Annotated in this window: 19 protein-coding genes; 5 read left to right on the top strand and 14 right to left on the bottom strand. The window is 43.5% G+C overall.

Annotated features, from left to right (window positions below):
• Position 1: 1 nt before the first annotated feature.
• The 3 genes from RB622_RS22855 to murA all read left to right on the top strand — a co-directional run bounded on the left by RB622_RS22855 (position 2) and on the right by murA (position 3518).
• Complete coding sequence (locus tag RB622_RS22855) at positions 2-1192, top strand: hypothetical protein (protein ID WP_308049019.1); 1191 nt, start codon at positions 2-4, stop codon at positions 1190-1192.
• A 233-nt stretch (positions 1193-1425) separates the two neighbouring features.
• A complete protein-coding gene (locus tag RB622_RS22850; RefSeq protein WP_308049018.1) occupies positions 1426-2154 on the top strand; it encodes a DUF4290 domain-containing protein in 729 nt (242 codons plus the stop codon).
• A gap of 56 nt (positions 2155-2210) precedes the next feature.
• The gene (gene murA / locus RB622_RS22845) at positions 2211-3518 is read left to right on the top strand and encodes a UDP-N-acetylglucosamine 1-carboxyvinyltransferase (protein WP_308049017.1); all 1308 of its coding nucleotides are present in this window, start codon (positions 2211-2213) and stop codon (positions 3516-3518) included.
• A gap of 74 nt (positions 3519-3592) precedes the next feature.
• Here the strand turns inward: murA and RB622_RS22840 are convergent, their stop codons facing one another.
• Complete coding sequence (locus tag RB622_RS22840; protein WP_308049016.1) at positions 3593-4450, bottom strand: DUF1080 domain-containing protein; 858 nt, start codon at positions 4448-4450, stop codon at positions 3593-3595.
• 149 nt (positions 4451-4599) lie between these two features.
• Between RB622_RS22840 and RB622_RS22835 the strand changes: the two genes are divergently transcribed.
• Positions 4600-5517, top strand: coding sequence for a class I SAM-dependent methyltransferase (locus RB622_RS22835; protein WP_308049015.1), 918 nt, complete (start codon positions 4600-4602; stop codon positions 5515-5517).
• A gap of 9 nt (positions 5518-5526) precedes the next feature.
• A complete protein-coding gene (locus RB622_RS22830) occupies positions 5527-6870 on the top strand; it encodes a deoxyribodipyrimidine photo-lyase (RefSeq protein ID WP_308049014.1) in 1344 nt (447 codons plus the stop codon).
• Between the two features lie 19 nt (positions 6871-6889).
• On the opposite strand, the gene RB622_RS22825 is transcribed toward RB622_RS22830, so the two are convergent.
• The 13 genes from RB622_RS22825 to hisH all read right to left on the bottom strand — a co-directional run bounded on the left by RB622_RS22825 (position 6890) and on the right by hisH (position 18770).
• Positions 6890-8170, bottom strand: coding sequence for a pitrilysin family protein (locus tag RB622_RS22825; RefSeq protein WP_308049013.1), 1281 nt, complete (start codon positions 8168-8170; stop codon positions 6890-6892).
• Positions 8171-8246: 76 nt separating this feature from the next.
• On the bottom strand, positions 8247-9425 hold the full coding sequence (gene porV, locus RB622_RS22820) for a type IX secretion system outer membrane channel protein PorV (RefSeq protein WP_308049012.1): 1179 nt from the start codon (positions 9423-9425) through the stop codon (positions 8247-8249).
• A 109-nt stretch (positions 9426-9534) separates the two neighbouring features.
• Entirely contained in the window at positions 9535-12924 is a 3390-nt protein-coding gene (porU, locus tag RB622_RS22815) for a type IX secretion system sortase PorU (RefSeq protein WP_308049011.1), read from the bottom strand.
• The gene (locus tag RB622_RS22810) at positions 12902-13519 is read right to left on the bottom strand and encodes a hypothetical protein (protein ID WP_308049010.1); all 618 of its coding nucleotides are present in this window, start codon (positions 13517-13519) and stop codon (positions 12902-12904) included. Before RB622_RS22810 ends, porU begins: the two co-directional genes overlap by 23 nt.
• Before the next feature lie 67 nt (positions 13520-13586).
• Positions 13587-13766 carry a hypothetical protein gene (locus tag RB622_RS22805; protein WP_308049009.1) on the bottom strand — a complete coding sequence of 60 codons (180 nt, stop codon included), beginning with the start codon at positions 13764-13766 and terminating at the stop codon, positions 13587-13589.
• Positions 13767-13914: 148 nt separating this feature from the next.
• Complete coding sequence (locus RB622_RS22800) at positions 13915-14691, bottom strand: geranylgeranylglyceryl/heptaprenylglyceryl phosphate synthase (protein WP_308049008.1); 777 nt, start codon at positions 14689-14691, stop codon at positions 13915-13917.
• Entirely contained in the window at positions 14672-15097 is a 426-nt protein-coding gene (locus RB622_RS22795; RefSeq protein WP_308049006.1) for a hypothetical protein, read from the bottom strand. Before RB622_RS22795 ends, RB622_RS22800 begins: the two co-directional genes overlap by 20 nt.
• A 104-nt stretch (positions 15098-15201) precedes the next feature.
• Entirely contained in the window at positions 15202-15540 is a 339-nt protein-coding gene (locus RB622_RS22790; protein WP_308049005.1) for a phage holin family protein, read from the bottom strand.
• A 57-nt stretch (positions 15541-15597) separates the two neighbouring features.
• The gene (locus tag RB622_RS22785) at positions 15598-15933 is read right to left on the bottom strand and encodes a phage holin family protein (protein ID WP_308049002.1); all 336 of its coding nucleotides are present in this window, start codon (positions 15931-15933) and stop codon (positions 15598-15600) included.
• Positions 15934-15946: 13 nt separating this feature from the next.
• Positions 15947-16576, bottom strand: a complete 630-nt coding sequence (hisIE, locus tag RB622_RS22780; RefSeq protein WP_308049001.1) for a bifunctional phosphoribosyl-AMP cyclohydrolase/phosphoribosyl-ATP diphosphatase HisIE — start codon at positions 16574-16576, stop codon at positions 15947-15949.
• A gap of 48 nt (positions 16577-16624) precedes the next feature.
• Positions 16625-17401: an imidazole glycerol phosphate synthase subunit HisF gene (gene hisF, locus RB622_RS22775; protein ID WP_308049000.1), complete on the bottom strand. Its 777-nt coding sequence runs from the start codon at positions 17399-17401 to the stop codon at positions 16625-16627.
• Positions 17402-17405: 4 nt separating this feature from the next.
• The gene (gene hisA / locus RB622_RS22770) at positions 17406-18128 is read right to left on the bottom strand and encodes a 1-(5-phosphoribosyl)-5-[(5-phosphoribosylamino)methylideneamino]imidazole-4-carboxamide isomerase (protein WP_308048999.1); all 723 of its coding nucleotides are present in this window, start codon (positions 18126-18128) and stop codon (positions 17406-17408) included.
• 54 nt (positions 18129-18182) lie between these two features.
• The gene (gene hisH, locus RB622_RS22765) at positions 18183-18770 is read right to left on the bottom strand and encodes an imidazole glycerol phosphate synthase subunit HisH (RefSeq protein ID WP_308048997.1); all 588 of its coding nucleotides are present in this window, start codon (positions 18768-18770) and stop codon (positions 18183-18185) included.
• Between the last annotated feature and the right edge of the window lie 268 nt (positions 18771-19038).

Raw genomic sequence — 19038 nt, 5'->3', positions numbered from 1 at the left:
TATGCGGATTTCATCTAACATCTCCGGCTATGCATCCACTTTCATCTGGCTCCTTCAAAGCGGTATGATCGTATTGCTCGCCGGTATAAATCCAAACCATTACACCACAATAGATTCCCACTATTATCTTGAATCAGCACATAACATTTTATTGGGCCGAGGTTATTCTATTTTTCAAAACAAGCAATACATCTGGAACAGTACCTTTCCTCCCGGTTATCCACTGGCTATTGCAATGGTTTCCTTTCTTACCAAAACAAATGTTCTGGTCGCCTCCAAACTCGTCAACCTGATTGCCTCAGCGATCTGGATCATCTGCCTGAAACGCAGGTTTGGAAATCATAAGGCGACCATCATCGCATGTATATTGTTGATCGGTTCCTTTCTAAAACTGTGGGTACACAGTTGGTCCGAACCCTTATTTCTTGTGATATTATTTTGCTGGACTTATCATTTCTCCCAATTAGATACAGGCGAAAATCTGCAAAAAAGAAGGATCCTTTATGTTTTCAGTCTTGGGCTATTCCTGATCTTAACCCGCTACGCCGGTATTTTTATCATCCCGATTACTTTCATCTACGCCTTAATTTGCCTTGCGAGAAAAGAAAAATCAAAAACATTCTTGTACACAGCCCTGGCTTTCGGCTGGGCAATTTTCTTTGGAGGCTACTTGTGGGTCAATTTTAATATGAGTGACGAGTGGTTTGGCGGGGGCCGGCTTGGAACGACAATTCGTGTCATCGAAAATTTAAATGCTTTCACCAGAGGATTACTGAACGCGTTATTGATGATCCGGAATACCGATTTTTCAACGATCGACATCCTCTTTTGCCTGGGTCTGATGATTCAGGTGTCACTTTTAGTTTTAATAATACAACAGACTATTCGGAATCATCTCTGGCAGAAAAAATCAGTCAGCATTATTTTTCATTTTCCTATTATCGCCATTGCCTATCTTTTATTCCTTTTCATCATACGTATTTTCAGTCCGTTTGATGAACCGGGTTATCGCCTGCTTTCACCTTTTTCTTTTCTCATTTTAAACGGCATCCTTTTATCGGTACACGCCGAAAAAATTACAAATCCGCTAAAATATTTGCTGATTGCCTTCATTATAGCGTCCTGGCTTAATCTTGTTCCTCAGCAAGGCTTTAAAATGAAGATATTGACGCTATCCAATTTGGTCAAATAGCACGCCCTTTAATAAATCAGGATTCGCTCACGAATCTTTACACCTTTTTCGTTAGGTATAGGAATAAGATACTGCATCGTCCATTCGGATTTGGAGCGTTAAGTCGGGATATATTTCGTAATTCCCGTATTTATTTGATGAATTACTATTTTTCAATCCCGACTTCTGTTTACACCGACCTTTACTTTCCATAAAAACTTCTTATTTTTGTCATCTAAAAATCTTCGAAGCTCTTGAAAGAATACGGTAGCAACGTACAAAAACTTGCCGACCACATCGTAAAGATGGAGGATAAGGCAAAACGCAATCTCTACGCGCACATATTGGTTGAACTCATGCGTCAGATCCATCCGAACATGAGGGATAATCAGGACTATACAAATAAACTCTGGGATGATCTTTACATCATGTCCGGATTTAAACTTGATGTGGATAGCCCGTATCCGCCTCCGTCTCCGGAGTCTCTTGGTAAAAAACCGCTTAAAGTTGGCTACAATCAGCACAACCTGATGTACCGTCACTACGGGCGAAACATTGACCTTTTGATCCAGAAAGCGGTTCAGACTGAAAATCCGGAGGATCGTCTGGCTTTTGTGTCTTACGTTTTCAGACTGATGCGTTCATTTTTCAATACCTGGAACAAAGATAATCCCGAGGATCACGTGCTGATCGGACAGCTTGAACTTTTGACAAAAGGCCAGCTGAAAGAAGAAATTGATTATATCCGTAAAAACGGACCAGTTGATGCTGCGCCAAAAGATCGTAACAGCAATCAGGACAGAAACCGTGGAAGTCATTCCGGAGGTGGCTTCAAAGCACAGCCAAGTCAGGAGCGTCAGGGGCCCAACAATCAGAACAACAACAACCGGAACAGGCCTAATAATAAATTTGCAGGCAGGAACAACAACAATAATAACAATCGTAATAACAACAATAATAATCGCAAAAAGCCTGGAATCTGATATCCGGCTATTTTTCTCAACCGGTTTAACTTCCATACTACCGCCTGCAACTACATATGGCTTCATTTAAAATAACAGGAGACAGACGCCTGAAAGGTGAAATAGTACCTCAGGGTGCCAAAAACGAAGCATTGCAAATTATTTGTGCCGTACTTCTTACCAAGGAACCGGTTACGATACATAACATTCCAAATATCCGCGACGTCAACCAGCTTATTGATCTTTTGGGAGATCTGGGCGTTCGCAGAACCCGTTTAAGTGAATCATCCATTCGTTTTGAGGCGAATGATATCAATCTGGATTATCTTGAATCCGATGCTTTCCGTCAAAAGGCGGCCGCTTTACGTGGTTCGGTGATGTTGCTTGGGCCGATGCTGGCGCGTTTCCGCAAAGGAAGAATCCCGCGTCCGGGTGGGGATAAAATTGGTAGAAGACGTTTGGATACGCACTTTATCGGTTTTGAAAAACTGGGTGCAACATTCAGCTATGACGAAGAAGACGGAGGATTTTACCGTGTTGACGCAGCAAACCTGAAAGGCGCTTACATGCTTTTGGATGAAGCTTCTGTAACCGGAACGGCAAATATTTTGATGGCAGCGGTTATGGCGGAAGGAACTACAACCCTTTACAACGCGGCCTGCGAACCTTATTTGCAGCAGCTTTGTAAAATGCTGAACCGCATGGGGGCCAAAATCTCTGGTATTTCTTCCAACTTATTGATTATTGAAGGGGTTAGCGAATTAACAGGCACGGAGCATACCATGCTGCCTGATATGATTGAAATCGGTAGCTTTATCGGTCTGGCTGCGATGACACAGTCGGAAATTACGATCAAAAACTGCCAGATTCCGCAGCTGGGGATTATTCCTGAGGTTTTCCAGAAACTGGGTATTCAAATGGAATTCCGCGGAGATGATATTTTCATTCCTGCACAGGAAAAATACCGGATGGAAAACTATCTGGATGGTTCTACCTTATCTGTTGCTGATGCGCCATGGCCAGGATTTACACCTGATTTGCTAAGTATCGTACTGGTAACGGCAACCCAAGCACAGGGAACGGTCCTTATTCACCAGAAAATGTTCGAAAGCCGTTTGTTCTTTGTCGATAAACTGATCGAAATGGGCGCGCAGATTATCCTTTGTGATCCGCACCGTGCCACGGTGATCGGCCACAACCGCGAAACACAGCTGAGAGGTATTCGTATGACCTCGCCCGATATTCGTGCAGGCGTTGCGCTGCTTATTGCAGCCATGTCAGCGAAAGGTGTGAGTATCATTGACAATATTGAACAAATTGACCGCGGATATCAAAATATCGATACCCGTCTGAATGCAATCGGAGCAGAAATTGTAAGGTTGTAATGCAATACCCATTATTCAAAACAAAGAAAGGCGCCTAAATCGGCGCCTTTCTTTGTTTTACACAAGTCGGAAAACTACTTCTTCTTTTTATAAGTACAAGCCGAATTGTCTGACTTCACATAATAAGACTTATAATTCGTTGCCTTCGGATCCGTGCAGCCTTTTAGGTTCAAAATTTCAACCTTTCTGAATTCAACAGGATGACTTTCGCTTTGCAAAGAAATGGATCCATGATCCAACAATTTTCCGTTGATCATCAACGCAGCATCGTTTCCGCTGACACTCCCGCCACCCATCTGAGGCTTATTATATTCCAGAACTTTTTCTCCGTTTGCAAAATGCTGAATAAGAGAATCACCCAATACAAGCACTTCCGCACGAACCCACTGATCACCGTCAAAAGTTTTTGAAGTCGAATTCACGCAATGCTGGGTAACCAGTTTGCCATTCATTTCCACGTTTGTTCCCGGCGTACATAAATTACAGGTTGGGCGTTTTTTCCCGTCGCCGCCCAGCAATTGTACTTCAATGGAAATCGGAAAATCCTGATCCTTGCCCATCGTCGCAGCCGGTTGCCCCTGCACCATGATACCGCTGTTTCTCCACGCCCAGCCTTCACCCTTCGGAGCCTGCTCACCTACGAAACGATACTCCACGGCAACGCGGTAATACGAAAAATCTTCCTTATAAAAGATATGCCCGTATTTCCGTTTAAAATCATCATACTGGTCATAACGAACTACCATTTTCCCGTCTTCTACACGAAATGTATTTCCAAAATTATCGTTCAGATCATTACCACGGATCTTAATATCCCATCCGTCCAGGTTTTTTCCGTTAAAAAGTTGTTTCCACTCTTCCTTGGCGGGTCCTTTTTGTCCAAAAGCGATCAGACTGAAACAAGTGAACAAAATACTTAGCTGTAATTTCATACGTAGTTGATTAAATAAATTTGTAAAGCGTTAAAGGTCAGACATAAACAAGATATACTACACCGATTCGAATTATCCTTTCAAGAATCCTGTTATTTTAAAACGGGATACAGATTGCTACTTCGTGGTCTCTATGCTGTAAATATACTATGAGAACTAAAAATATAAAGCGTAAAGGACATTCGGAAGATTTTTTTGGTGAATACCGTGACTTTTGGTGGAATGAAGGATTTCTGAATTTACTGGCCAAGAGGCTGCAACTGCATACCCATTTTAGCTTGCTCGATGTTGGCTGCGGGCAGTGTCACTGGAGCCGGCTGCTGGTCGATTATCTTGGTGCGCCAGCCAAAGTTTGCGGGATCGATAACGACCGGAAGTGGGCAAAGGGAGAAGGAGAATTACGACAGTATTTTGAGTCTAAAGGTGTTGAATTTGAATTAAAAAAAGGTGATGCACATAAGTTACCCTATGACGATGAATCATTTGATATCGTAACCTGTCAGACATTGCTGATACACGTCCGGCATCCCAAGGTTGTCATCGATGAAATGAAACGGGTTTTAAAACCGGGCGGTACCATTCTTTGTGTTGAGCCAAACAATCTGGTGCAAAGCCTTACCCAAAGTTCGGTGTCGATGAATGACCCGGTTGACGAAGTGCTGGACCATGTAAGATATGCCCTGATTTTTGAAAGAGGGAAGAAAAAGTTAGGCCTGGGTGATAATTCACTGGGTGATCTGGTGCCAGGTTTTTTGGTGCAGGCGGGTTTCAATCAGGTTGAAGTAAGGCTTTCCGATAAAGCGATCGCGATGTATCCTCCCTATACTACTGACGAACAGATTGCAACCATGCGGCAGTGGCAAAACGGCAATACGTGGAGCAACGAAGAATTTTCAGATTACGATTATTTCAGGGCTATGGGACAGGAAAATCTTGATTTTTTCGAAAAATACAAACGGAAATATGCACATCTTGGCGAGCGGATGCTCCGCAATATTGATGCCAATAAATATCACTCAGCCGGCGGAGCGATGATGTACGTCATTTCTGCGACCAAACCATTGTAAGCATCCGTAATGAGTTCTTTACCTTTGTTTAATTTTGTAAAAAAAGAGAAAGTAGCAGTCTTTTGGTTTCGCAGGGACTTACGCCTGCATGACAATGCAGGTTTGTACCACGCGCTGAAATCCGGCTTACCAGTCCTTCCTCTTTTCATATTTGACAAAAACATTCTCGATCAGCTTGACAACAAGGAGGATCGGCGTGTAACATTCATTTATCAGACTATTTCCCGTTTAAAAAAAGAGCTTAAAAAGCTGGGGTCCGACATCAAGGTTCATTATGGATCACCGGCTGAGGTCTGGAAAGAGCTACTCGACGCATATGACGTTGCCAAGGTATTTGCCAACCATGACTATGAGCCTTATGCGCACGAGCGGGATGGAGAAATTAAATCTCTTTTACTAAAACAAAACATTGCATTCAGAACTTATAAGGACCAGGTAATTTTTGAAAAACAGGAGGTATTAACGGGTCAAAATACAGCTTACACCGTTTTTACACCATACAGCAGAGCCTGGAAAGAAAAATGCAATGCGTTCTTTTTGTCATCTTATCCCAACGAAAAATACTTTTCCGGTTTTTTCAAGACCAAAACAGCAAGTCTGCCAACCTATGAAACAATAGGATTTATTGAAGCCAAAACGAAGTTTCCATCCGATCAGGTAAAATCTGAGCTAATCGAAAACTACGATGAGACCAGAAATTATCCGGCTATTCACGGCACCACACATCTGGGGGTTCATCTCCGTTTCGGAACCATAAGTATACGCGACCTCGCAAGAACAGCGTTAGAAAAAAGCGATACCTGGCTGAACGAGTTAATCTGGCGTGACTTTTACCATCAGATATTATGGAATTTCCCGCACGTGGGTAAAGGCAAAGCTTTTCGTCCGGAATATGACAATATCCGCTGGCACAACAATGAAAAGGAATTTGAACTTTGGTGTCAAGGTAAAACAGGATATCCTCTCGTAGATGCGGGTATGCACGAACTAAATGCAACCGGCTTTATGCACAACCGCGTAAGAATGGTAACAGCCAGCTTTCTCACAAAACATCTACTGATCGACTGGCGCTGGGGAGAAGCTTACTTTGCAGAGAAATTACTGGATTATGATTTGGCGGCAAACAATGGCGGCTGGCAGTGGGCGGCCGGATCAGGCACCGATGCCGCGCCTTATTTCAGGATTTTCAACCCGGCTGCGCAGGCTGAAAAGTTTGATCCGAAAGGTATCTATATCAAAAAATGGGTCCCGGAACTCAATAGTCTGAATTACCCGGCACCCATTGTGGATCATAAATTTGCACGCGAACGCTGTCTGAAAGCCTATAAAGAAGCCCTTAACAAAGACAGGTAAAAGTGACACGGTGTCACTTTTATTTACCGCCGACTACCACTTCAACCATTTCTTCAGGATTCAGGTAGGTGGTTGCCATTAACCGGATATCCTCTGAGGTTGTCGCGTGGATCTGATCGATGTAACGGCTAAAAAAGTCAGCCGGCAACTGATCCAGCAATAATATTTTCTGACGGTCTGCAACCTCAAAAGCGGTATTTAATGAACCGGCAAACTCGCCAGCCATAAAATTCTTGACCGTCTGAAGTTCATCATCTTCTACAAGCTCCGTTTGCAGCCGATAAAGCTCTTTTTTGATCTCATCAATCGTCTGTTGTGTAAATTCCTTTTTCACATCTGTTCCGATCATGAAATAACCATCACGGCCAAGCGTGACCATGTGCGAAGAAATTCCATAGGTTAACCCTTTTTCCTCGCGGATATTTTTCATGAGCCGTGATCCGAAATAACCTCCCAGGATTTCATTGGTCACCAACAACTTGAAATAGTCGGGATGCTGTCTTGTAAATAATCTCCTTCCGATGCGGATCGTCGACTGCACGCTATCCGTTTTCTCTACAATTATTCCTTTACCCCGGTAGTCTGTGTTAACCACGTGGGTAATTTCAGCAAGCTCCTGGCTATAATTCCCTTTTCCAAAATAGTCGTTCACCAGCCTGACGTCCGTATCACTGATCTGACCGGCCAGAATAATTTTCCGTTGCCCGTTTTTGATATGCTGTTCAAAATGCGTGCGGATTTCGGCCAGCGGAAGTTCCTGGATATTCTTTTCTTCCTGGCTTTGACCATAAGGGTGATCGCTCCCGAAAAGCTGTCTGCGAAACTCAGTGGTTGCCAGATAAGCCGTTTTTTCTTTGTTAACCCGAAGATTCTGCAAGGTAATATTTCTCAGCTCATCAAGTTCTTTCTCAGGAAAAGCAGGATCTTCCAGCAGGTCCTTTACCAGCGTTAATACTTCCGGCAAAAATCTCGACAAACAATACACGACAATGCCCGAACGATCCGATGCATGTGACATGTCGATAAAAGCGCCGACCTTGTCAAACGCTTCACTGATTTCGGAAGAAGTTAATGAGGTTGTGCCTTCCGGAAGCATCTTCACAGCAAAAAAAGACGCTCCGGTGTGTGTTTCATGCCAGTTACCGGATTCGAAAATACACTCAAACCTGACCACGGGCTGTTCGCCGATGTTTATAACATGAAGCGGAATCCCGTTATCCAGCGTCGTTGACGTGGGTTCGGGCAAATGAATGGTGTTAATGATCTTATAAGCTGGTGCTTCCGTACGATCGAGTGTCATAGTCATATTGGTAAAAAAGCGAATGATGTTCTTACAAACACCATTCGCTTTTCATTAAATTATAGTATTGAAACGATTAGTTTTCAGTATCGCCAACATCAAGTTTTTCTGCTTTGTTCAGGCTCAAACCAAGGGTGATACGTAATGTTTGTGCCAATGGGCTTCCCTGTGTTGTAGGGAACATGTAGGCAAAGTCAACATTGTAACGTTCCAGGAATTTAGCACCGACACCGGCTGTAAAAAATCTGCGGTCACCTTTGTTTTTGTTTTCTCCAAAATATCCTGCACGAAGTGCGAAGATATCATTGTACCAGTATTCAGCACCCAATGCAAGGGCAACTTCCTGTATCTCTTCTTTGAAACCATCCGGCGCATCAGAGAAAGACCCAAATGCACCTTTCAAAGAACCGTAGCCATTGATTTTTTGCTGAGCCGCTGCTGTTGCACCAGGTGTTGGCACCATCAGTTTGCTTGCATCCACAATAAAGTTGAAACGGTTTCTTCCGTCAGCAGTGAAAGAAAGCCCTCCACCCAATTTCAGGTTTGTCGGAATGAAACTTTCAGTACCTGTATTAGAACCGTAGTTGATTTTACCACCCAGGTTAGATAAAACAGCGCCAAGAGACCAGGTAAGCTCGCTGCCTGTGTCTTCATTTTTGATCTGTTTTCTATAAAACGCACTGATATCACCGGCTACCGTACGTGCTGGTTTAAGCGACACATTATTAATAACAGCATTTCCGGCAAGGTTAGACGAAACATATTTAAGCGTCAAACCCATCGAGAAATTTTTACCAAGCTGGCGGGAATATGTTCCGCTGATGGCCAATTCTCTTGAATTGAAAAATCCTGTGTGTGTTCCCACCGCATCACGCAAATCCAGCTCCCCGTTATTGAAAAAGTTTATAGAGGCTGCAACGGCCTGACCATTTCCAATTTTCTTGTAAGCTGTAAGATAACCCAACCACATATCGTCAACCAAATTACGCAACCATGGCGTGTAGGAAGCTGAAACTCCAAAATCCTTTTGGTTATAAGGAAGTTTTGCCGCGTTCCAATAAGTCGAGTTGGCATCCGGGCTTAATGCAACACCTGCTTCACCCATACCCGCACTGCGTGCATCAGGTGCAAAAGTCAAAAAAGATAGAGGTGAACTTGGTATTCTGCGAATAGTGTCCAGTGCCGCGGATTGAGCAAACAAACTACTCGATGACAAAATGAATAAGGAAGATAAACTTACAAAAAATAGTCTCATATTTATTGGATTTGCGATAGGAAGTGGTGTTAGTCGACTTCTTTTAAAGGGTCAAAAATACAATGAAAGATATTTAATACTATAATAAAATTACAAGATTTATTATTCGCTAACGTAATCGCAAAAGTTTCCCCGAGCGCGTGTCAACTGAATTGTCCTTTAGTGAACGAATTTTCATTACATATATATATGAATTAACACCGGAAGTGAGGCCACTCAAACGTATTGATGGAATTGTTTCTCTGATAATAGACTGACTATTATAATATTGCCATTGAAAAGTACCCAGTTTTTGTCCGGAGCTCAGCAATATACTAAAAACAATTTCCACATCATCATCGGCTCTGCTATGATTCACTTCAAACGAAAGATCCTGATCAAAAGGGTTTGGAAAAACAGTCAAGCTGCCAAGCTTTATGCCCGTAGGTAAACCTACTTGAAATCCGAACGATATTTCCGAGGAGTTAGTATACGTATCCCACACTTTAATACGTACTACATAGTTTCCGGTAGGTAAATTTTCGAACGGATAGGTTACAACTCCTTTTCGATAGTCTGCCCCGGCCGTGTAATAGTCGTTTAAAACAATCGTCAGGGTGTCATTCAAGGTTAACGTGATGTCATGGCCAATTCCGGATTTGGACACGTTAATACCGTTTTCGTCACTTAAATTTAAAAATAAAACCGAAGAACCGTCCACTTTATCTCCATCCCTGAAATCAGCGGTATTCAGATAGGCCGTGATTTTCGGCGGAACCTTATCGTCCTCCGGTGTTGCACTCCCACCCACCAGGACATTCAGCTGCCCGGAAGCATCCGATAAACTATCCTGGCTTAGAACATAAATACTGGCACGTCCCAGCCCTATCCGGTAATCAATATCCTTTGGCATCACAAACGCACAGACAAACTGCCCGTCCTTTACCTGCACGACACCATCAAAAAGCTTATTCCTGAATTCACTATAACTTTGAACGGTTCCTTCATTTCCCAATGTACGGAAAGTGCTTTGCTTATCATAAATCGCGATCCGGCCTGTTCCCTGAAATGCTTTATCGATATTGTTTCCGTCAATTATTTCCCCATGCAAATTAACCTTCTGCAAAGCACGTAAAGTATCGGGTATATTACGCCACCTCACTCCTTTTTCCGCCCTTGCCAGACGCATGGAAGGATCTCCCAGCAAAGTAAAATTCCTGTTCAGACTTCCGGCGAGGCTTTTGTTTTTAGTTAAACGGAATACATCGCCAATTCTCGCCTCCTTGCCCAATTGAATCAGGGATTCGTAAAATGCCTTGTTAACAGCGAAATTCGTACTGGAATAAACCGGTCTGGTGGTACTGACCGCGCCAATGGCCGCACCGCGCGGACTTAAAACCATCAGCTCCGCTCCCGATATCAGCCCGGGATCATCATATCGTCCAAAATCACAGGTTGCCGTCATTAGCAACGGAAGGTTATTGTAGCCACGTGCCGTTTGCATTTCCGTTAAAGTAAGAATTTGTTCCTCGGCCCAGCCACTCGTTCCTCCGTGACCGGTATAATTGAGAATAAGTGTGCCGTCGTTGATACTTTTTTTTATGACAGCATTTACCGCAGGCACCTTTTGACCGAGACTTGTTGTAGTCTGCTGATAGGCATCCAGCAATATCCTGCGGGACAAAAATTCCTTTTGCGTTATTCTCGCCAAGGAGTCAGCATGCTCCTGATGCACCGTTCCGTCACCATCATCGGCAACGAAACGGATGGTATTCCGCCAGGGCCCACGGGATTTTGGAGACGACGCATAGTGAATCAGCTTGTCTACAATAATTTGCGCCTCTGAAACCGATTTAACCGGAAGTCTTCCCACCCCGATCTCCATGGAGTAATCTCCCGCGGTATTCTCAAACCAGTCACCTTCCCCATCTTCAAGAAATCCAAAATAGTCATCCGAAGAATACGTATAAACAGGATCCAACGACTCCCTGCTTTCATAGACGGGAACCCAGCTATTACGCTGACTGAGCGACTGACTTTGCAGGAGATTCTTATAATCATAGGTCGCGTCTCCAAACAAAAGCAGGTATTTTAATTTCCCCGGATTGGTATTATCCAATTGCCGGACAAAATCACGAACGGCAGAAACATCCGGTTTCCCGCCCGAAAATTCGTTGTATAGCTGGTCAGCTGTTACAATTAAGGTTTCCAGGTTATCATGTTCTTCCCGAAAAGCCGCCAGTCTTTTGGCCTGCCCTTCATAAGCATTTGCCGTTACGATCAGCAGGTCAGGCGTGGTTGATTTTTGCAGATTCTGATTTGCCACCTTCTGCCACGATACAGGCGTTATCGCCTGTGCAGGCGTGAAACCAATGTATTGCCTGAGCGATTTCCCATTGTTATCCGTAAACGTGTAGGTATTATTTCCGTTCCCCTTTAATGATGCCCCGGTGATCCGGACAGGATCTGAAATATTCCACCAAAACCAATCCGCCGGAATATTTTGAAGCTGAAAAGTTGTGATATCTGTTATTCCCGGTGCAAATCTGTAAATCTGCTGCTTATCGTATGCTTTAAGATTTCTTTTGGTTTGCAATCCGACATAATCCAGATAAGCCTGCGCAGAGCTCTGGCCATTTTTGTTATAACCCACACCAATCGTATAAACGGCTTGCGGACTTGCGGCTGCTTTCAGCACAAACCGGGTCTCCGCTTTTCTCGCCTTTAAATCATATTGTCCTGCACCAACAACACCAATGGACGCATTCCCGGCTGCTTGTCCGTTCAGCTGCCATTGAAAGCTGGTCGGTACTTGTGCAGAACCAATGGCAGAAGTACGCAAAATCATGTCCGAAGAAGGTACAACATCAGGAATTTCAGCCTGTACATTAAATACAGCAGTACTCCCAATATATTCACCCCACCAGTCACGCCCCGACCTTAATAAATTAACGGATTCCTGCTCATGAAACCAGTAGTCATCAAACTGACTGATAACCGTTTCAGCGGGATTGAGGCTTGCCTTATTATTTATTCTTAACCCCTTATCACCTCCAACATTCAGGAAATAGTAACTGGTATCGGCATAAAAATTTATCTGATGAAAAAAGCTGGCTTTAAGAGAATCATAGACAATTTGATCCGGGCCGTCCGCATAGAAATAAATGGCATCTCCCGCATCAAAACGGCCATCTTCTTCCCCTCTTACTAAAATGGGATTTTGTGCAAGGTCTTTGCTGCGCTTGGTACCGAGTTTTTGCGGAAGCATGGCACCGCCATTTCCATATATTTTTATTTGTGCAGGCGCTATTGCATTGATATCAATTCCCATTGCTTTTAGTAACGCCGCATCGATTTTGTAGACCCCGCTTTGCATCACGCCAAGTTTCAGCCAGTTGCCGGAAGCCAATACTGAAGATTCCTGACCGGATGATGACAGGGGCAACAAGAGAAAAATCCAGTGGAGGAACACCGGATAAAATAAAAACCTTACATTTTCAACACGCTTCAACCAGTGCATGAGCAGGGATGGTATAACGACGCTGCGAGATTTTATCCGTACAAAGCACACGTGTACGCCTTAAAGTACCTCTAACAAACTGTCTGTTATGGAAAACGAAATTGCTGCCTTCTATGAGATGGACCAGGGCAACTTTATTAGCATTTAACGATTGGTCGTCGTATTTCTTGATTGCGTTATACAAAATCTGGTCGCCGCTCGTCGATGCTTTGGGATTTTTGGCATATTTCAAAAGCGGCACAAGAATATCCTCAGGAAAAACCCGGTCGTTCATCACCGGCGCCAGCAGTATACCAAATTCTTTTTTCCACTGTATTCCGTGCGGTGCAACCCGTTTTCTTAACCGGTTTTTCGTCTGCGTGTATACCACGCAATGGGCAACCTCATGCAGATAAGTGATCAGAAAGTTATAGGGATTAAGATTCCTGTTTACGGTAATCCGCGGAACAAACCCCGGTTTTATAGTAAAATCGCCCAAACGGGTATTCCGCGGGCGTGAAAGAAAGAAATCGAATTTATAAGTTTTGTGCAGATGATCGCAATATGCGTATGCGAGCTCAGGAACGTAGTCTTCCAGGGATATTTTCTTTTCCATACCCTAAATAAAAAAAGAAAAGCCTTATAAATAAGGCTTTTCAGTAATTTTCAACAAGAGCTCAAAATTATTTCACTGAATCAGCTTTAGCTGTATCTGTTGCAACAGAATCAACAGCAACAGTATCAACGATTGGAGTCTCAACAGTTACAGCAGTAGAATCAGCTGCTTCTTCTTTTGGCTTGCTTGTACAAGAAGCGAAAGCTACCATTCCGGCAACAAACGCAAATGCTACGAATTTTTTCATTTCTTGGGTGTAATTAAGGTTCGCTACAAAGATAGCATGATAAGTTTCAATTATCCCAATATTTTGGATTGTATTTTTCCAAGAACTTAAAATTTCCTTAGAAAATAATGAAACCCCTTCCTTTAGTACAATATATTACCCCCTAAGTCTAGTAAACCTTTTCCAATTGGAGGTTAAACATTTTGACGGCGGCCGCTACCTCAGGAAGCAGATTTTGGTTTTGTTCTATTCCATTACCCACCACAACCACATCCGCGCCGGCCTGCAAGGCAAGCAAAGCTTTCTCACTTGAATCTATTCCTCCGCCTACAATGATGGGGGTATCAACCGCTGCACGAACGGCGGCAATCATCTCTGCCGAAACCGGTATTTGTGCTCCGCTTCCTGCATCCAGGAAAATATTTCTCAGACCTAACATCTCACCGGCCATGGCCGTACAAGCGGCAATAGCAGCCTTATCATGCGGTATCGGCGTGGTGTTGCTGATGTAGGAAACGGTTGTAAGCTTGCCGCTTTCAACCAGCATATACCCTGTTGGCAATACCTCTATGCCACTTTTCTTTAACATCGGTGCGGCAATCACATGCTGCCCGATCAGAAAATCCGGGTTTCTTCCCGAAATAAGAGACAATAATAAAATAGCATCCGCCGAGGGGTCAATATGCAGACTGTTTCCCGGAAAAAGTATCGTTGGAATATTGGTTTGTTCCTGAATAGCTGCTATCAGCTGATCAATGGCATAATTTGTAATCAGACTGCCACCTACGAAAAAAAAGTCGACCTCATTTTCAACGGCTTTGCTGAGAAACGCCGAAAAAGTGTTAAAGTCCACTTTATCAGGATCCAGAAGGACAGCGAAAGATTTTCTTTTCTCTTCTTTTCTGGCTGTAAGGAGGTCTGCTATTTTATGATTCGATATTTTCATCCGCTTCTTGATCATCTGCAATAAAATTCTTTAGCTTTTGGCGCGCCCATCCCACTGCCAATGTCCATACTAAGCTTTGTACGACTTCACCTATCGCAAAATTACTTTTCTTTTCGCGAACTGCACGCTGTGCTTCCGGCTTTTCAGGCTCAATTATTCCTTTTTCTTTCTTTTTGGCATCCGGAAGCACCGCTTCCATCACCAGATAAGTGGTTGCAATCACACCGCCAATGATCAAAGCCTGCTTGCCATAATCGGTTGCGTCCTTTTTAAGGTCGTCCCATTGCAACTCAAGCTTATCACGATAAAGATGCGCCTCCTTCAGCAAATCCTCTTTTTCAGCATCTGTATCTGATGAGAATGGTTTCGACAACTTTACAGATAAATCTATCGGAGAACTACTCATATCATGAATCTATATTAAAGCATTGCTCATAAGTAACCATTAAGATACCCAAAAATAGTAATTCCCGGGAAAACTATCTTTTCCACAGGCAACCTTCCCGGGACTTAATCCTCTTTTATCTGAACAAAACGAATGATTATATTACGAATAAAACCTACCAGCTGCTTTCTGAAACTGATTGTCAGGATTAACTTGATTATAAAAATACCCAGTAAAATCAGGTAACCCAGATAATCGCTTTGCAGCCATTTATTCAAAAAAGTCCCCAGTAAAATGACAATCAGAATAAAAACGACAAGGGCGACGCTCAGCACGAGCAAAGCATACACGGCCATGACGACCATGCGTTCTATTTTATCTCTTGTCTCAATTTTAAACAGATCGATCCTTGTTTCGAAATATTTAAAAAGCGTATCCTTAATTTCTTCAAGTTGGTTAAACATAGGCGTGTAATTTGCACTGCAAGTGGTTTGACCTGACATTAGTATCCAAACGGAATACTAATCTAAAAACATACCAAGGATCGCAGAAACTACTGAAACGACCAGACCAAAAATCAAGGCCGATATAAATCCGCTTACCGCGAAACCATCAACCAGATAAGTAGCCAGATAAATAATGAATACGTTGATTACAAAATAGAAAATCCCAAGCGTCAGAATGGTGATCGGCAGCGCAAGAATCTGAAGCACCGGCTTGAGAAATGTATTGAGAATCCCTAAAACAATGGCAACAACTGCGGCGGTCGTCCAGCTATCGACGATAACGCCCGGAACGAGCTTTGATGCAACGACAATGGCCAATGTACTGATTAGAAGGCGTATTAATAAATTCATATGGCTTCGGTTTTTATGAGTGACGGCTACGAAGTACGCTAATTACCTCGTCTAAGTCAATGTTTTTTTGTTCCAAAAGCACCAGCAGGTGAAAAAGCAAGTCGCTCACTTCTCCTTTAAAGAGCCCATCATCGTTATCTTTCGCTTCAATAACAACCTCAACGGCTTCTTCCCCTACTTTCTGTGCAATTTTATTCACACCTCTTTTAAACAAGCTGCTTGTGTAAGAATCGTCGGAAGGATTAAGTTTTCTGTCGCGGATAATGTCTTTCTGAAGATAATTGAGGAACGCTGCTTCCCCGATCCGGGTATTGCCGTTATTTTTTTCCCCAAAACAGGTATCATCGCCAGTATGACAAGTTGGCCCGGCAGGCTCGGCTTTGATCAGGATGGTGTCTCCGTCACAATCAGCCAGTATTTCTTTCACGAAAAGAAAATTATCCGATGTTTCACCTTTTGTCCAGAGACGCTGTTTGCTACGGCTGAAAAAGGTCACTTTACCTTCCGCCTGTGTTTTGTCAAAAGCATCTTTATTCATGTAACCCAGCATTAAAACAACTGAGGTTTTAGCATCCTGGATAACAGCCGGAACAAGCCCGTCGGACGACTTGGTAAAATCTATGGTTGAAAGTTCGTTACTCATTGTATAAGGTTGTAAGTAAAATTTGGGCCGTCATCAACGACAGTGAATTTATTTTGTCATGCGCATCGGAAGCGCTTTATTCTGTAAATATTGCTTCAAATCAGGAATATCTATTTCACGGAAGTGAAAAATACTCGCGGCCAGTCCCGCATCTGCCTTTCCTTCTGTAAAAACATCGTAAAAATGCTCCATATTTCCGGCACCTCCCGATGCGATTACGGGGATGTTGGCATTGGCCGAAATTGTCGAAGTCAATTCCAGTGCAAAACCGTTTTTAGTACCATCCGTATCCATGGATGTCAGCAAAAGCTCACCTGCTCCGCGTTCTTCCACTTCTTTCGCCCAGGGAATTGTGCGAAGTTCGGTCGGTTTTCTTCCGCCGTGCGTATGAACGATATGCTCAAAAACACCTGCACTGGTTTCCACACAACGCGTATCGATGGCCACGACAATACACTGACTTCCAAATTCCAGCGCAAGCTCGTTGATCAGATCCGGGTTACGCACGGCCGATGAGTTGATGGAAACCTTGTCGGCGCCCGCATGTAATAATGCCGAAACATCAGCGATCGAGGAAATTCCACCACCCACAGTAAAAGGAATATTGATGGTGTGCGCTACCCGCCGAACCAGATCAATAAAAGTTGACCGGCCTTCAACTGTGGCTGCGATATCGAGATAAACGAGTTCGTCCGCTCCCTGCGCCGCGTAAAGCGCGCCAAGTTCGACAGCATCACCGGCATCACGAAGGTTTACAAAATTTACTCCTTTAACGGTGCGTCCGTCTTTTACGTCCAGGCAAGGTATAATGCGTTTTGTCAGCATAATTTTAAGCTAAAAATCGTTGTAGATCGGCCAGACTGATCCGGTTTTCGTAGATCGCCTTCCCTATAATAACACCGTAGATATTCATTTCAGCAAGTTTTTCCACATCTTCCAGGCCGCTGATGCCACCGCTGGCAATGATATGCAGATCCGGACATTTCTCCTGCAAATTTTTATACAGGTCAAAGGATGGTCCTTGTAACAGTCCATCTTTGGCAACATCGGTGCTGATGGTGTATTTGACGCCCTTGTCTACATATTCCTCTACGAAATCGTAAACCCAGAGTTCGGTTCCTTCTTCCCAGCCACTTACCGCTACTTTTTCGTTTTTAGCGTCTGCGCCTAAGATGATTTTATCTCCGCCATAAACTTCCAGCCAGTTTTTAAATAATGCCGGTTGTTTCACGGCCACACTGCCGCCGGTAACCTGTTTTGCTCCGCTTTCAAATACTACGCGGATATCTTCCTCGGATTGGACGCCACCGCCAAAATCAATATGCAGAGAGGTTTGGGTTGCGATTTTTTCAAGTACCTTCCAATTGACAACCTTTTTCGCTTTCGCTCCGTCAAGGTCTACCAAATGTAATCGGGTTAAACCTGCATCCTGGAATTCCAGGGCTACTTCCAGAGGGTTTTCATTGTATATCGTTTTTTTACCGTAATCTCCCTGGGTTAGACGGACACACTTTCCGTCGATCATGTCTATGGCTGGAATTATCTGGATCATAGTCTCAGGCCGATGGCCTGCGTTAAGGTATAGCGGCCTTTCAGGCCTGGTTCGTTAGCGTTTTAGGAAGTTTTCTAATATTTTTTGTCCGACGTCACCGCTGATTTCACAATGAAACTGGGCTGCATGGAAATTATCTTTATGCAACATCGCACTGAATGGGCTGATGTAGTCGCAGGTGGCAACGGTGTATTCACACACGGGCGCCGCATAACTGTGAACGAAATAAACGTAGGCGTTGTCGATCAGACCTTTTGTCAGATCTGACTTGTAATTGGTGATATTGTTCCAGCCCATGTGCGGCACCTTGATACCCGGTGTTGCCGGAAAACGTTTTACATCGACATCAAAAATACCCATACAGGTCGTATTATTTTCTTCTGAAAAACGGCACATCAGCTGCATGCCAACACAGGTACCCAATACCGGCTGTTTCAGGGAAGGAATGATTTTATCCAGTCCTTTTTCACGCAAATAATGCATTGTGGTACTTGCTTCCCCCACCCCCGGAAAAATCACTTTATCCGCAGAACGTATTTCTGCTTCGTCATCTGTGTATAAATAATCAACGCCAATTCGGTCGAGCGCATACATCACCGACTGCACATTTCCCGCATTGTACTTGATAATAACGGTTTTCATTCGTTTCGGATTTAGATTTTAGCCGGAAGACTGTTAAATTTTAAAAACATGAGCACTGACAAAGCTAAAATCTGATACACCAGAAAAAACAAAGCCCGATTCGTTTACGGAATCGGGCTTCTGGGATACTATGTATTCAACCTTATTACAACACTACTTGCAAAAACACATCACCCAAGACGCCCGGAAACCAAATGGTTTTGATGAAAATGATGATATGTTTCAGCTCTTAACATGGGGCAAAGATAAGAAAACTTTGTTAGAGAAT

The sequence above is a fragment of the Dyadobacter sp. LHD-138 genome (assembly GCF_030929615.1).
Classification (GTDB): Bacteria; Bacteroidota; Bacteroidia; order Cytophagales; family Spirosomataceae; genus Dyadobacter.
Note: the sequence above shows the minus strand (reverse complement) of the source record. Positions and strands in the feature narration are given on the sequence as shown.